The following is a 14548-nucleotide window of genomic DNA, read 5'->3' on the forward strand; positions in this document are numbered from 1 at the left end:
ACAGGTATCGATGACTCAACCAAAAGGTTCCGCAGGGAGCCGGGAGACGACATGCAGGTAATCATTGCCGAATCGGCGCAGGAGGTCGCGACACTGGGTGCCGACCAGGTAGCTGAGCTGGTGCAGAGCCGGGTCGACGCCGTGCTCGGGCTCGCCACCGGCAGTACGCCTATAGCACTCTACCGCGAATTGATCCGTCGCCATCGCCGGGGAGACCTGAGCTTCAGCGGGGTTCGCTCCTTCAATCTCGACGAGTATCTCGGGCTTGGACCCGAACACCCGCAGAGTTACCGCTATTTCATGAACCGCGAACTGTTCGACCATATCGATATCCAGCCGGAGAATACCCGGGTACCCGATGGCCTCGGCGATGCCGGGACGGTGGGGGACGAATACGAGGCGCTGATCGAGGCGGCCGGCGGAATCGACCTGCAGGTTCTGGGTATCGGCCGCAATGGCCATATCGGCTTCAACGAGCCGAGTTCCAGTCTTGGCTCCGGCACCCGCATCAAGACACTGTCGCCGGATACCGTTCGCGACAACAGCCGTTTCTTCGGCCCGGACGAGTTTCAGCCCCGTCTGGCAATCACCATGGGCATCGGTACAATCCTGCGTGCGCGCCGGGCCATGCTGCTGGCCACGGGGGCAGCGAAAGCGGACGCCGTGCGGGCCATGGTGGAAGGTCCGCTGTCGGCCAGCTGTCCGGCGTCGGCACTGCAGTTGCATCCCCGTGCGCTGGTGATCCTGGATCCCGAGGCGGCGTCGGCGCTGGAGCATCACGACTATTACCACTGGGTCCGGCGCGAGACCGACAGGCTTGCAGTCAGGGGTTGAGGAAAGCAATGCGATGAACAATGACCACTCGTTTCTGCTGGGTGTGGACGGTGGCGGGACCTCCTGTCGCGTCCGGCTCTGCGATGCCTCCGGGCGTACCCTCGGTGAAGGCCGCGCCGGCAGCGCCAATGTGCGCCTGGGTGTCGACCAGGCCTATGCCGCCATCCTGGCCGCCACGGACGAGGCGCTCTCCGTTGCCGGGCTGGACCGGTCGGTGCTGGTCCGTACCCGCGCCGGTTTCGGTCTGGCCGGGGCGGTGGATGAGGCACGCAAGAATGCCGTGCGTCAGTACCGCCATCCCTTTGCCGCAGTTGCAGTCGAAACCGACGCCCATACGGCCTGCCTCGGTGCCCACGGGGGCGGCAATGGCGCCATCCTGATCCTTGGAACCGGCTCCTGCGGCGTCTTTCACCAGGATGGCCGCTTCCAGAATGTCGGCGGCTGGGGGTTCATGATATCGGACCAGGGCAGCGGCGCGGCTGGGCCTGAACCTGGTGCGTCAGGCGCTGCTGGCCCATGATGGCGTGATCGGCGCCTCGCCCCTGAGTCGGGCGCTGATGGCACGGTTCGACCACTCGCCGGCGTCGCTGCTGGACTGGTCCGAGACGGCGCGTCCCAGGATTATGCGGCCTTCGCGCCGCTGGTGCTGGAATTCGCGGGCGAGGGCGATGCGCTGGCGGTCAGGCTGTTGCAACAGTCGGCGGCCGAGGCCTCGGCGCTGATCGGACGGCTGACCGACCTGGGTGCCACACGCCTCTGCCTGATGGGCGGTCTCGGCGAACCGCTGCGCCCCTGGCTGCCGGCCTCCGCGCTGCGCCATCTGTGTCAGCCGCTGGGCGACGCCATGGACGGGGCCGTCTTGCTGGCCCGTCAGCAACCGAATTCAATACTGTCATGAGGACTGTCTGATGCTGTTTGCATTGAGCGAAGGCCGCATTTTCGACGGCGATCGGATTCTCGAGGGGCGTGCCGTACTGATTCGCGACGGCCGCATCGAGGCGCTGCTGCGGCCATCGGATCTGCCGGCCAATATCCCGTGTTTCAGCCTCGGGGGCGCCTGCTGGCGCCGGGCTTTATCGACACCCAGGTCAACGGCGGAGGCGGCGTGCTGTTCAATGACCGGCCCGAGCCCGAGGCCATCGCGATCATCGGGCGGGCGCACCGTCGCTACGGTACCACCGGTTTCCTGCCCACCCTGATCAGCGACCGGCCCCAGACGATGGCCCGCGCCATCGATGCCACCCGGGAGGCGATTGCAACGGTACCGGGCGTGCTGGGTATACATCTCGAAGGACCCTATCTCAATCTCGAGCGCAAGGGGATCCATCCGGCCGCGAGTCTGCGGGTGCCGGAGAAAGATGCCTTTTCGCTGCTCACCGGGCTGGGTCAGGCGGGCTGTACCCTGGTAACGCTGGCGCCGGAGCGGGTGCCGCCCGGCTTTATTCGCCAGCTAAGCGAGGCCGGCGTGCTCGTGGCGGCCGGGCATACCGCCGCCCGCTACGAGCAGGTGCGGGAGGCCCTGGGGCAGGGGCTGAGGGCTTTACCCATCTGTTCAACGCGATGTCGCCGCTGACCAGTCGCGAGCCCGGCGCCGTCGGTGCGGCCCTCGAAGATGCCGACAGCTGGTGCGGGCTGATTGTCGACAACCACCATGTGCATCCGGCAACGTTGCGCATTGCGATGCGCGCCAAGGCTGAGGGCAAGATGATGCTGGTGACCGACGCGGTCCAGACGGTCGGTGTCGAAGGCCGCGAGTTCAGGCTGCTGGGGCAGAAGATCATTCGCGAGGCGGGGCGTGTCAGCTCGCCCGAAGGAACCCTGGCGGGCTCCGATCTGGACATGGCATCGGCGGTACGCAACTGCGTCGAGTTGCTCGGCCTGCCGCTGGAGGAGGGATTGCGCATGGCGTCACGCTATCCGGCCCGGTTCCTGCGCCTGGACCGGCGCTACGGGTGCATTGCCCCCGGCTTCAGCGCCGACATGGTACTGCTAGACGATGCACTGCAGGTACACCAGACCTGGATCGCCGGGCAGGCCGACCCCGGTCAGCCGTCACTGTCGTGCGTCGGATCCTGATGACATCGAAATGCTTGAGCACTTTAGGGAACTATCCCAAGTGTCTGATACAGAACGATGTCATGAGTAGCAATAGTATATTTATACCGTTATCTAAAATGTTCGATTCAAGTCAACGCCGGCCTGGGTTGAACAGCAGGTAGGGTGGAATAAACGTCGAAAGCGGGCATTCCACCGGGAGCCACAGGGACGGGTGGTGCATAATACAGATCTTCGTTTCATGGGCAGGGAAGAGGACGCATGACATCGAATGAAACGCCTGCTGAACGGCGCGCTCGCATCCGTCTTTTTATCTTGCTGGGCCTGGCGGCTCTCGCCGGCAGCGCCACCATCCTGCTGCTCGAGTTCAGGCGTGACTGGCTCGAAGCCTGGCTGCTCGACAATGCCGATTTGCTGCTGGAATACCCCACCCGAAGCGCGCTGTTGTTGCTGATTCCGGGGCTTCCGGTGCTATTGGCCAGTGTCTCGCTCTGGCGGCTCGGGCAGCGCTGCTGTCGTGAAAAGCGCTTCCCGCCAAGCGATACCCTGATGTTGCGGCAGCGGGCAGAGGTCAACGGCCGCGCCGCGATCCTTCGCGGGCGGATGCTGCAGTCGATGGCATTGCTGATCGGATTGGCCTGTTTTGGTCTGCCGCTGATGCTGGCCCTGAGTCTCTACCGGATTGCCGGCGGCGCCTGAGCCGCTCAGTGGCGGGTCTTATGGTCGTAAAAGTAATCTTTCAGTTCGGTTTCGGTGGGGTGGTAGCGAAAGGCGAGTTCACCGTCGATCAATATGTTGGGTGAGTGCCGAATATTGTGCCGGCTAACGAGGTCGGGATGGTCCTCTATATATTCCACTTGATATCCGATTCCTAAGTGTCTGAATTCCCTCTCTATATTGGGCACCGAAAAGTCCGTCTTGGTGACCAGCAACTGAACTTTCATGATGCTGTCTCCACTGGATTGACGCTCTGGGTACTTGGGTCTCACTGGTTTGGATTTCCGGATTGTCTCGGGGTTCAGGGATTCGCTGGCGGTTCGACTAAGCTATAAGCGCTTGTCGATGCTCCCGGGAAAGCCGCCATCTTGAAGCACATGGCGCCCGGACAACTCATTCGGGCAGGGATGCCGGTTCTGTTTCAACCGGAGGCTTCAATGTCTCACTATAGCCTGAAACTGCTCGACGGGGGGACTGCCGAGGTTCCTTGCGCAGCCGTCGATGTGCTCGCTGCCGGTTTGCGGGGAGATCTTCTGACCCCGGAGTCGAGCCACTATGACTGGGCCCGGTCGGTCTGGAACGCGATGATCGACCACCGGCCCGGATTGATCGTCCGTTGTATCGTGCCCAGCGATGTACGCAGCGCGGTCGATTTTGCCCGCGAACACCGGCTTCTGGTCTCGGTCCGCGGAGGAGGCCATAACATCGCCGGTCACGCGGTTTGCGAGGGTGGCCTGATGATAGATGTGTCGCCGATGCGCTGGGTGCATGTCGACCCCGAGGCCTCGGTGGCCCTGGTGGGTGCCGGAGCTCTGCTCGGCGATCTCGACCGTGAAACCCTGACGCATGGACTGGTGACGCCGCTCGGTATCAATTCCACTACCGGCATTGCCGGGCTGACCCTTGGTGGCGGTTTTGGCTGGCTGTCGCGGCGTTTTGGCCTGGCGGCGGATAACCTCAGATCCGTCGATTTGGTGGGCGCGGACGGCCAGTTGCTCCATGCCAGTGAAGATGAGAACCCGGAGCTGTTCTGGGCACTGCGCGGCGGCGGCGGCAATTTCGGCATTGTTACCAGTTTCGAGTTCACACTGCACCGGTTCTGGCCCGAGGTGCTGACCGGGTTGCTTGTCTATCCGCTCGATCAGGCTCGCACCGTACTTCGGGCCTACCGTGAATTCGTTGCCACGGCGCCGGACAGTCTCAGCATCTGGGGCGTTCTTCGCAAGGCGCCACCGTTACCCTTTCTCGAAGAAAGGTATCGCGGGCAGGAGGTTCTGATACTGGCCGTATGTTATAGCGGGGACATGAAAAAGGCCCCGCAACTGGTCGAGAGCCTGCATCAGTTCGGAACACCCCTGGGGAACACCTGGGCCGCCAGCTGTACAGCAACTGGCAGACGGCGTTCGATCCGCTGTTGTCGCCGGGGGCGCGCAATTACTGGAAGTCCCACAACCTGAAAGCATTGCCCGATGCCGTGATCGATCCGCTCGTCGATGCCGCCGGCCGGTTGCCGTCGGATCAGTGCGAACTGCTCATCGCCCAGATGGGCGGTGTGACCAACCTTCGGGCGCCCGACGCGACGGCGTATCCGCACCGCGACGTCGAGTTCATCGTCAATATCCATGGCCGGTGGGACAATGCCGGTGACGACCAAAGCTGTATCGGCTGGTCGAGACGGCTGTTCGACAGCCTGAGCCCGCACGCGGCAGGCAGTGTTTACGTCAACTTCATGACCGCCGATGAGGAGGCCCGGGTCGGGGCGGCCTACGGTCCGAATCAGCATCGCCTGACATTGCTCAAGGAGCGGTATGATCCTGACAATCTATTGCGCATGAACCAGAACATCCTGCCGCGGACATAAGCGCGGAAACTGATCTGGCGCAAGGATTTGCCGCGACGGGCTGGTGGGCGTCGAAAAAAGGCGATTCAGATCAATGTTTTGGCACCCGGAAAGCTCTGTAATGTCCCCACATTTTATAGAGACTTTTCAAGGGGAGTCCAAAGTCATGAAAAAATCCGTTATGTCCGTACTGCTTGCGGCCGGCCTCGTATCGGTACCTGCCGTCAGTCAGGCCTATGAGGCCGGCGATGTTGTGCTGCGCGCGGGCATCGCCTCGGTGCAGCCTGATTCAGATCCGCATGGCACCATGGATGCGCTTGGGGTCGATGTCGATGATGGCGAGGCGCTGGGGATTACTGCCGCTTATATGCTGACCGATACGATCGGTGTCGAGCTGTTGGCCGCTACACCCTTCAATCACGACGTGACGGCAGAAGGGCTGGGCAAGATCGGCGATACCGATCAGCTCCCTCCGACGCTGTCTCTGCAGTGGGTGCCGCAGCTGGATATGGGGGCTTTCAGCCCTACGTCGGTGTCGGCGTCAACTACACCACTTTCTTTGACGAGCAGTCGCGTCTCGGCGACCTCAAGCTGGAGGACTCCTGGGGTATCGCCTGGCAGACGGGCGTCGACTTCCAGATCGATCAGAACTGGCTGCTGAATGCCGCGGTCTGGAATATCGATATCGATACCGACGTCAAGCTGAATGGCGCCGATGTAGGCAGTGTCGAAATCGACCCCTGGGTCTACATGCTGGGTCTCGGTTACCGCTTCTGACCGTAGCGGGCGGGGAAAATCGCAACGATGCGCCCCGCCAGGATCAACCAGAGTCTTCCTGGCTGAACTAGACTTGGGTGCGAGGCGTATACGGTTATCACCGGGCGCGTCGCCCCAATCCTGTCAGGGAGCAAAGATCCATGAAACTCCAAAGCTGTGTTCTTTCGTTTGTTCTGGTTTGCGCGAGTCTGGCCGCACCGGCTGGCTGGGCGCAAACCGATGCCACCCGAACGATTGCAACGATACTCTACAATCTGAACCACTTTCCGTCCGAGAGCGAGAAGGCTTCACTCGAGGTGATCACGGCCGACGCCGCCAGCAGCGAGGCGGAAAAGACCGTCGCCAGGGCGCTGATGAATATGCAGCACAAGGTCGGCGAGGAGGATGCTGCCGCATTGGAAAAGGTTCTGGCCGACGAATCGGCATCGCCTGAAACCCGTGAGCTGGCAAGGATTCTGCTGAGCGTCATGCACAAGCCTGCCGAAGCGGATCGTGAAAAACTCGAAACCATGATGTAAGGCCGGCTTCGGCGGCGGTTGGCAGTTACGCTTGCGGTGCAAACAGGGTAATATTTTCAGTCAGTTGCAACCAAAAGTTAACTGCCATCATGTCCCGTTCCGCCACCGTTAGCATCGATTTCGTCGAAAGCCTTCTCCTGCACGCCGAGCAGAAGGGTTATAACGTGAATTCTCTGCTGGGCTCGATCGGCATGTCCCGTAGCGATATCGACGGGCGTGACGACTTTCCCGCCGACCAGTTCAACCAGCTGTACCAGCACATGATGTGGCTGGTGCAGGACGAATCCTTCGGCCTGCTGTCGGGCGGTACCATGCCCAATGGCACCTTCCGCATGATGTGCTTCAGCATGATCACCTGTTCAACCCTCGGCGAGGCGGTGCGCCGCTGCAGCCAGTTCTACGAGATCTGCAAGGGGCCGACCGTCAAGCCGGTGGTCGAGATGGAAGGCGACAGTGCCATCTTTCGCTACATCGCGCTCAATTCGATGCCGGCCGATACGGTCAAGCGGCTGGTGTCGAACGAAACGCCGGCAGTGATCCGTACCTCGATGTCTATCTGGCATCATTTCATGAGCTGGATGGTCGGCTATCGTCTGCCCCTGAGGCATGCCTGTTTTACCTTTGCCGAGCAGCCCAATCTCAGCGATTATCAGAACCTGTTCCAGTGCCCGCTGGCGTTCAACCGGGCGGAGAACTGCCTGATCTTCCCGGCAGAGCAGCTCGAGATGCCGATGATGCAGAACGCCGAATCCCTGCGCAGCTTTCTGCGTACCGCCCCCTATCAGCTGATGGTCATGGTCAATGGCGACCGTTCGGTCAGTGCCCAGGTCAAAGGGCTGATCGGACGCGATTTCAGTCGTCCACCACCGCCGATCCAGAATGTGGCGGCGGCGCTGAACATGTCCTCGCGAACCCTGCGGCGTCATCTGGACAAGGAGGGGACCACTTATCAGGCGCTGAAGGACCAGAGCCGGTTCACGGCGGCCCAGGACTATCTCAGTTGCCCCAACGTCTCGGTTCAGGAGGTCGCCTCATTGCTGGGATTTACCGAGCCCAGTGCTTTCGTGCGCGCCTTTCGCAAATGGAGCGGGATGACGCCGGCCGTCTATCGCGACCGCTATCAAGAGCACGAGGCGCCGCGATAGCACGCAGAGCGGGTGCGGTCAGATGATTTAAATACAGGATACGTATTGAATGATACCTAAGCGTTACGGGGGCGGGTCTATACTGCAGGCCAGTATGTCCAGCGTTGCGAGGGTTTGCCCGTGCCTGCTGCGTTTCTCGTCTGGTTGTTGCTTGTCAGCATTCCAGTTGGCGCCTCTACCTACCGGATCGCGATTATCGATCGCTTTTTTCCGCCGGCCGAGTTCTTCGCCTCGGAGCGGGAGAGGAAGTGCAGCTCTGGATGCATGGACTGCTCGACGCCGATAACGACCGCCGCAAGGAGCCGTATTACCACGGCGATCTTATCCGCCTGATCGCATCTCATCCCGATTTTATCTTTCTACTGTATCCGATCAGCGGCCACGGGCACGCACTGGAGTCGATCCTGCAGAACCTGCGGGAGTTGCGGGCCCGTCTACCGAGTCAGAACGTGGACGCCGTCCTGCTGGCCTGGGAGTCCTCGACCCTCGTCAGCGCCTTCGAGAAACCGCTGCGCCGGGAACGCAAGAGTCAGTACAAGGCGCAGTTGCAGGCCTGGGCCGGGCAGGGTAGCGACTGGAACAACACCCTGGCAATCATCGACCAACTGGAGGCGCTGGCCGAAAGCGGTGTTGCCGTGATCACCATTGCCGGTAACGGTGGGCGTGGCATGGTGAATACGTTTTCCTTCGCCAGGGGCGTGGTGACTGTCGGCGCGATCGAGGACGAACTCGGGGATTTCGTCAGCGACAACGCCCTGGTCGATCGTCACGAACAGGCGGCCTATTTTGCTCTCCGCGTCGACAGCGAGAACGGCGAGCCCAAGGGCTACGATCTCGACGGTGATGGCTGCACCGATATTCCGCTGTCTTCGCTGTCGGGCCATCGTGCCGGGCGGCAAGATTATCCCGCCCGATCCTGGCCGCCGCTCAAGGGATCCTCCTTTGCTGCGCCACGAGCCCTGAAAAAGATACTGCTGGAAGGGCGCAGTCAAAGAGGTTGCCGCTAGAGCGCAAATCCTGTTTCAAGGCCTCAGACCCTCAAAGGTGCCGATAACGCAATTTATCGGCACTTAGGTATAACTATATGATTTAATTGGTTTATAGATCCCAAAAACGGAACCGTCCCGATGTATGAAATGCCGCCGGTCATGCCGCTGTTCGATTCGATACGCCATGTGGAGTTCGGCAACCCCCACGTCAACCAGTACCTGGCGGAAGTCATGCTGGATGCCGTTCCGGATGCCGGTCTCGTCTACGAGTACGCGCTGGAGTGGCTGCTCGAACAGAAACACAGCGAGAACAACTACAAAACCTACCGGAGCGAGCTGACCACCTTTCTGCACTGGTGCTTCGACGTCGAGCGCATATCGGTAACCGATGCCGGCCGACGTCATCTGAGCCGCTATATCGACTACTGCATGCAGCCGCCGGCACAGCTGATCGCATTTCGCAACGTTGCCCAGTTCATCCACTCGAAACATCTCGATGAACGCCTGCCGAACCCGCTGTGGCGGCCTTTCCTGGGCAAGCGGATCGGCGGAGAAGAGCAGCCATACCGCATCACCGAGCGGGCGCTGAAGACCAAGCTGGCAATCCTGTCGTCTTTCTTCAGCTATCTGATTCACGAGGAATACACGGAACGAAATCCGGCGCTGATGCTGATAAAGAACGGCCGTTTCCGGGTCGGCCAGGCAGGCCCGCTGGACGATACCGAGGAGCTCAAGGCATTCACCGACCTGCAGTGGTCCTACGTGATGGCGGCTGCAGACCGCCTGGCGGCCCGAGATCCGGAGGAGCATGAGCGCACCCGGTTCCTGATTTGCCTGATGTACGGCTGCTATCTGCGCATCTCCGAAGTCTCTGCGAGGCCGGGTTTCGCGCCGGTCATGGGACAGTTCCGTCGCGACCGCAAAACCGGTGTCTGGGGGTACTTCGTGCCGATCAGCAAGGGTGGCAAAAAGCGCACCGTAGCGGTTTCCAGGCGTCTGCTGCAGGCGTTGAAGCGCTATCGGAGTCACCTGGGAATGAGCGAACTGCCGGCACCCAACGACAAGACGCCGCTTTTCGTACGCCACCGTGCTGCAGGACGCGGACGCGACGCGGGCATCCTCAACGCCAACCTTGGCATTCGCCAGTTGCGCGACGAGATCTCCAGCGTGATCGCCCAGGCCGCCGACCAGGCCGAACAAGACGGATTCAGCCAGGATGCCCGGGAAATGCGCACCATGACACCGCACAGCATTCGCCATACGGGCATCTCCCACGATATCAATTTCAACGGCCGGCCGCTGTCTCACGTCCAGGCTGACGCCGGACACGACAGTATCGAAACGACATCCCAATACCTCCACACCAGCCGGGCAGAACGACACGAGTCCGCCGCCAACAAGCCTCTGGATCGTCTTTCCGGCGACGAGTGAAAGTCGCGTATAGAAGCTTTGGCTGGTAAGCACCAGCCGGCTGTCAAACCCCTTTATTACGCCAATATCGTATTGCATATAATATATATTATGTTAAATACAGAATATGTCTTTGGAGTTGGCTGCCCCTGTGTTATTTCAAACTAAGGATGAGATCCGATCTCATCGCTATTTGATTTCGTCCAGACCACGCCTGCTCTAGGCTTTAGCGCTATCAGCGCTGCCTGGTCGAAACCCGATAATCAAGCTAACGATGAGATTCTGCGGTTCTGGCGCCTACCCGTGCGGAGAGTCGCGAAGAATTCGTTTTCGTGGGATAAGTACCGCGTAACGCAATGTAGCGCACGTTGCTGCCGACTGACTCGGCTCGACTATGAAGGTCCGTTGGTCCGTTGCCAGACAGCCTACGCTGGAAGCTGCTCGAGCAGCTTCAGCATCTCCTTGTGCGGCCACAGACATTCCGTCTCTTTCATGCCCTTGATGCGGCTCGGCCGTTCGGACAGCTTCGCCGACAACGAGTACGGACCGAGCGCCATGATGTCGCTGCCGTCCCAGGTGAACGATTCCAGGTCCTGTACCGCGACCCTCAGCGTGCCTTGCACGGATCGATCGCACTGGGTATCGAACGCCAGCGGTGTCAGGTATCTGGTCGTTCGTTCCACGAGCTCGCTCGGATACCCGAGCTTCATCATGCTGTTGACCAGCATGTCGTCGAACCAGCGATCGATCTGCTTGAGATCCTTCTGCGTCATGCCGATCAGCGCGACGGCATAGCGTGTCTGGTCATGGATAAAAAGCATGCAGTTGCGGCGCTGAATGACCACCAGGTTGGCATGCCAACCATCCAGCAAGCTGTCTTGTCGCGCTGGGCCATCAACAATCAGATGCCCTGCTTTCTTCAGTTTGTCAGCGAGCTTCCTGGTAACGTGAATTCTCACAAATTCAGCCAACTCATTGGTTATTGGAGACTTTTGACGACTGCATCAGCATGTCGAACACGACCCGAGCGAAGCCCTGGGCGATCTGCGGGCTGCTCAGAATCTGCATCATCTGATTCTGGTGCGCATCCGAACTGCCGAGAACGGCATCATCGATGGCCTGCGGGAACTCGCCCAGGAACGCCTGCTCAGGCGAGTTGTTCCGTATTTGCTGCATGACCCGCTCGTTCTCCCGTACCTTGTCGGTGATCGTTCGGGCGTAGTTGAGCATGTCGTCGTCCGTAAGGTTGTCGGTGACGAACAGCTCGTTGAGCCGTCTCAGGATGGTCGAAAGGAACTCCTCCTTCTTGTCCTTTGCCCTGGCGGTGCCCATCTCGTTGCCAGGCTCCAGCCCATATTCGCCAGCGTCGTCCTTCAGTTTCAGGTCCTGCTGACGAATCTTCGACAAGCGGTAGTGACTCAGCGTCACGTTACCCAGGTCGATCTCGTCGTCCTCGTCGATCTTCTCGCGCAGCATGGGTCTCAGGTGGCGGGCATAGAGACTGAGCTTTTCCAGTTCCTTGTCGTCGTAGTCGACAATCTGGGACATGAATTCGTAGAAGCGCACGTAGCTGCCGAGGTCTTTCTTGAAGATCTCCAGGGCATCCTTTTCCTGCTTGCACTCCCTGAAGCTGTTCTCGGCGTTCGCGATCAGTACGGCATCGCCCGAGGCCTTGCAACGCTCGAACATCTCTTTCGCTGTCTTGTAGGCTTCGGTGGCCGAGGCATAGCGTTTCTGCCAGCGTTCGACGGCGGGTTTGCAGATGTTGGCGATGGCGGCGTTGCTTTTGTTCGGAATGAAGAACGCCGTGCAGAACTGCTCTACTTCGCTCCAGGAGAAGATGCCCTGTGACTTGAGCTTCTCGAACAGGTCGTACACCCGATTGGGGTCGGAGACATCGGTGAGCTCCGCCGTTTGATAGTACGGCTGGAAGGCATCCAGAATGTCCTGCGGATCGTTGAAGAAGTCGAGCACGAAGGTGCCCGATTCCGCTTTACCTTGATAGGTGCGATTCAGCCGCGACAGGGTCTGTACGCACTCGACGCCAGCCAGCTTCTTGTCGACGTACATGGCGCACAGTTTGGGCTGGTCGAACCCCGTCTGGAACTTGTTGGCGACCAGCATCACTTGGTAGTCGTCGGTGTCGAAGGCCTTGCGCATATCGCGGCCCTTGAGGGCAGGATTCATATTGATCTCGGTGAACTTTTCGCCCAGCAGGCCCGCAACGTTCGGGTCGTTGTCGGAGAATTCGACTTCACCCGAGAAAGCGACCATCGCATGTATTTTCTGGTATTTCTTCTCGGCCACGTACTTGTCGAACGCCAGCTTGTAGCGCACGGCTTCCTTGCGCGAACTGGTCACGACCATCGCCTTGGCCTGGCCGCCCAGCAATCCCATGACGTTGTCCTTGAAGTGCTCGACGACCACCTGCACCTTCTGCGCGATGTTGTAGTCATGCAAGCGCACCCACTGGTTCAGTTTGACCTTGGCCTTTTTGGCGTCGACCTCGGCATCCTGCTCCCGCACCTTCTGCGCGAGCTGATAGGCCACCTTGTAGCTGGTGTAGTTCTTCAGCACATCGAGGATAAACCCTTCCTCGATCGCCTGGCGCATGCTGTAGACGTGCCAGGCTTCGGGCTTGTTCGTGCTCGAAGGCGGGCTGTCGGGATCAGGACAGCGACCAAACAGTTGCAGCGTTTTCGGCTTGGGGGTGGCCGTGAACGCAAAGAAGCTCAGGTTCTGCGAACCACGACGTGCCGCCACGGTGGCATCCAGCATATCTTCGGACGTCAGACCTTCCTGGTCTTCGTCGGCTTCCAGCATCAGGACTTCCTTGAGCTGACGTGCCGTGGAGCCTGACTGGGACGAGTGCGCCTCGTCCGCGATCACCGCGTAGTTGCGCTCCCTGAGACTGACGCTGTTCTCAATGGCCTTGAGCACGAACGGAAAGGTCTGGATGGTGACGATAATGATCGGCTGGGCGCTTTCCAGGGCGGTGGCGAGCTTTTCCGACTTGGAGCCTTCGCCCTCTTTGGTGTTGATCCGCCCTACTACACCGTCTGCGTGCTCGAACTGGTAGATGGTGTCCTGAAGCTGGTCATCCAGCACGGTACGGTCGGTGACGACGATGACCGAGTGGAACCGCTTGTCGCCCTGCTCATCATACAGCGACGCCAACTGGTGCGCGGTCCAGGCGATGGAGTTGGACTTGCCCGAGCCCGCGCTGTGCTGAATCAGGTATTTCTGGCCTGGGCCGTTTTCGCGGGCATCGCCCACCAGTTTGCTGACCACGTCCCACTGGTGATAACGGGGGAAGATCAGCGTCTCTTTCTTGGTTTTCTTGCCCTGCCAGTCCTCTTTCTCTTCGATCTGCAGATGAACAAAGCGGGCCAGAATGCGCAGGATATTGTCGGGGGCCAGCACCTCCTGCCAAAGGTAGGCGGTGGCGTATTCGTCAAGGTTCGCGGGCACATCGTTGCCTGCACCTCCCTCTTTCGTGCCCCTGTTGAACGGCAGGAAGAAGGTGTCGTTACCCTCCAGCCGAGTCGCCATATAGACCTCGTACTGGCTGACGGCAAAATGCACCAGCGCACCGCGCTTGAAAGTCAGCAGTGGCTCGGGTTTGTTAGTGGCTGGGTCCTTCGGCAGACGGGTCTGTTTGTACTGCTTAATCGCCCTTTCAACCGCCTGCTTGAATTCCGATTTCAGCTCCAGCGTGGCGATGGGCAGGCCATTCAGAAACAGCACCAGATCAATCCGCCACGCCTTCGCCTGCTTCCCCGTCAGTGCCAGATGTTCTGCTGTCGCGTAAGGACTGTAGACCAGCTCGGGCACCACGCGCAGACGGTTCTGCTGATAGCGGGCCAGCGTCTCGGGGTTCAGGTCGTGATCGGGCTTGAACTGACAGAGACGGAAACGGGTGCCGCGATCCTTCAGCTCATGACGCAGCACACCGAGCGTGCCGAAGGTGCGCAGCTCCTTGTTGGCGGCGTTCGGGTCCGCCTTGCTAACTTGGTTGGTGACCCGCTCCAGAAACGCCTTTTCAGGATCATTCGGATAGAGCTTGCAGTACTTCTGCCACTGCTCGGGCTGGGTCTCCTGCACAAAGCCGAGCAGATCGGGCTCATAGAGCGCCCGTTCGCGGTTGTAACCAGCAGGCTCACCCAGCAGCCAGCCGTTGTCCAGCAACTGCTCGATAATCTCGTTCTGGAAGACCGATTCTTTTGATTTGCTGGCGTAATTGCTCATATCCAACGTCCTTGT

Annotated in this window: 15 protein-coding genes and 2 pseudogenes; 14 read left to right on the plus strand and 3 right to left on the minus strand. The window is 60.1% G+C overall.

Going from position 1 to position 14548, the window contains the following annotated elements; genetic code table 11:
• Positions 1–51 precede the first annotated feature (51 nt).
• The 7 genes and pseudogenes from nagB (at position 52) to ACFQDL_RS26460 (ending at position 3588) form a co-directional block, all read left to right on the plus strand.
• Positions 52–834, plus strand: a complete 783-nt coding sequence (nagB, locus tag ACFQDL_RS26430; protein WP_379911603.1) for a glucosamine-6-phosphate deaminase — start codon at positions 52–54, stop codon at positions 832–834.
• Between the two features lie 13 nt (positions 835–847).
• Positions 848–1354, plus strand: coding sequence for a glucosamine kinase nucleotide-binding domain-containing protein (locus tag ACFQDL_RS26435; RefSeq protein ID WP_379911604.1), 507 nt, complete (start codon positions 848–850; stop codon positions 1352–1354).
• Between the two features lie 123 nt (positions 1355–1477).
• Positions 1478–1732, plus strand: a complete 255-nt coding sequence (locus ACFQDL_RS26440; protein WP_379911605.1) for a hypothetical protein — start codon at positions 1478–1480, stop codon at positions 1730–1732.
• A gap of 10 nt (positions 1733–1742) precedes the next feature.
• Positions 1743–1832: pseudogene (locus ACFQDL_RS26445) on the plus strand (hypothetical protein); the annotation flags it as partial.
• A 38-nt stretch (positions 1833–1870) separates the two neighbouring features.
• Positions 1871–2407 carry an amidohydrolase family protein gene (locus ACFQDL_RS26450; protein WP_379913516.1) on the plus strand — a complete coding sequence of 179 codons (537 nt, stop codon included), beginning with the start codon at positions 1871–1873 and terminating at the stop codon, positions 2405–2407.
• Complete coding sequence (locus tag ACFQDL_RS26455; protein ID WP_379911606.1) at positions 2395–2910, plus strand: amidohydrolase family protein; 516 nt, start codon at positions 2395–2397, stop codon at positions 2908–2910. Before ACFQDL_RS26450 ends, ACFQDL_RS26455 begins: the two co-directional genes overlap by 13 nt.
• A gap of 240 nt (positions 2911–3150) precedes the next feature.
• Positions 3151–3588, plus strand: coding sequence for a hypothetical protein (locus ACFQDL_RS26460; protein ID WP_379911607.1), 438 nt, complete (start codon positions 3151–3153; stop codon positions 3586–3588).
• A gap of 5 nt (positions 3589–3593) precedes the next feature.
• Here the strand turns inward: ACFQDL_RS26460 and ACFQDL_RS26465 are convergent, their stop codons facing one another.
• Positions 3594–3833 (minus strand): hypothetical protein, encoded by a 240-nt coding sequence (locus tag ACFQDL_RS26465; RefSeq protein WP_379911608.1) that lies wholly within the window; start codon positions 3831–3833, stop codon positions 3594–3596.
• Positions 3834–4043: 210 nt separating this feature from the next.
• Between ACFQDL_RS26465 and ACFQDL_RS26470 the strand changes: the two genes are divergently transcribed.
• The 7 genes and pseudogenes from ACFQDL_RS26470 to ACFQDL_RS26500 all read left to right on the plus strand — a co-directional run bounded on the left by ACFQDL_RS26470 (position 4044) and on the right by ACFQDL_RS26500 (position 10306).
• Positions 4044–5063 (plus strand): FAD-binding oxidoreductase, encoded by a 1020-nt coding sequence (locus ACFQDL_RS26470; RefSeq protein WP_379911609.1) that lies wholly within the window; start codon positions 4044–4046, stop codon positions 5061–5063.
• A complete protein-coding gene (locus tag ACFQDL_RS26475; RefSeq protein WP_379911610.1) occupies positions 5021–5467 on the plus strand; it encodes an FAD-binding oxidoreductase in 447 nt (148 codons plus the stop codon). The genes ACFQDL_RS26470 and ACFQDL_RS26475 overlap by 43 nt, the downstream gene beginning before the upstream one ends.
• Before the next feature lie 160 nt (positions 5468–5627).
• Positions 5628–6223: pseudogene (locus tag ACFQDL_RS26480) on the plus strand (OmpW/AlkL family protein).
• A gap of 140 nt (positions 6224–6363) precedes the next feature.
• Positions 6364–6741, plus strand: coding sequence for a hypothetical protein (locus ACFQDL_RS26485; protein ID WP_379911611.1), 378 nt, complete (start codon positions 6364–6366; stop codon positions 6739–6741).
• A 164-nt stretch (positions 6742–6905) separates the two neighbouring features.
• A complete protein-coding gene (locus ACFQDL_RS26490; RefSeq protein ID WP_379911612.1) occupies positions 6906–7886 on the plus strand; it encodes an AraC family transcriptional regulator in 981 nt (326 codons plus the stop codon).
• Between the two features lie 248 nt (positions 7887–8134).
• Complete coding sequence (locus tag ACFQDL_RS26495; protein WP_379911613.1) at positions 8135–8893, plus strand: S8/S53 family peptidase; 759 nt, start codon at positions 8135–8137, stop codon at positions 8891–8893.
• A 120-nt stretch (positions 8894–9013) separates the two neighbouring features.
• The gene (locus tag ACFQDL_RS26500) at positions 9014–10306 is read left to right on the plus strand and encodes a tyrosine-type recombinase/integrase (protein ID WP_379911614.1); all 1293 of its coding nucleotides are present in this window, start codon (positions 9014–9016) and stop codon (positions 10304–10306) included.
• A gap of 404 nt (positions 10307–10710) precedes the next feature.
• Here the strand turns inward: ACFQDL_RS26500 and ACFQDL_RS26505 are convergent, their stop codons facing one another.
• Together ACFQDL_RS26505 and ACFQDL_RS26510 are read right to left on the minus strand one after the other, a co-directional pair.
• Entirely contained in the window at positions 10711–11256 is a 546-nt protein-coding gene (locus tag ACFQDL_RS26505; protein ID WP_379911615.1) for a DUF6933 domain-containing protein, read from the minus strand.
• Between the two features lies 1 nt (position 11257).
• Positions 11258–14533, minus strand: a complete 3276-nt coding sequence (locus tag ACFQDL_RS26510; RefSeq protein ID WP_379911616.1) for a type I restriction endonuclease subunit R — start codon at positions 14531–14533, stop codon at positions 11258–11260.
• Between the last annotated feature and the right edge of the window lie 15 nt (positions 14534–14548).

Source organism: Marinobacterium aestuariivivens (assembly GCF_042661465.1).
In the GTDB taxonomy this organism is placed as follows: domain Bacteria; phylum Pseudomonadota; class Gammaproteobacteria; order Pseudomonadales; family Balneatricaceae; genus Marinobacterium_A; species Marinobacterium_A aestuariivivens.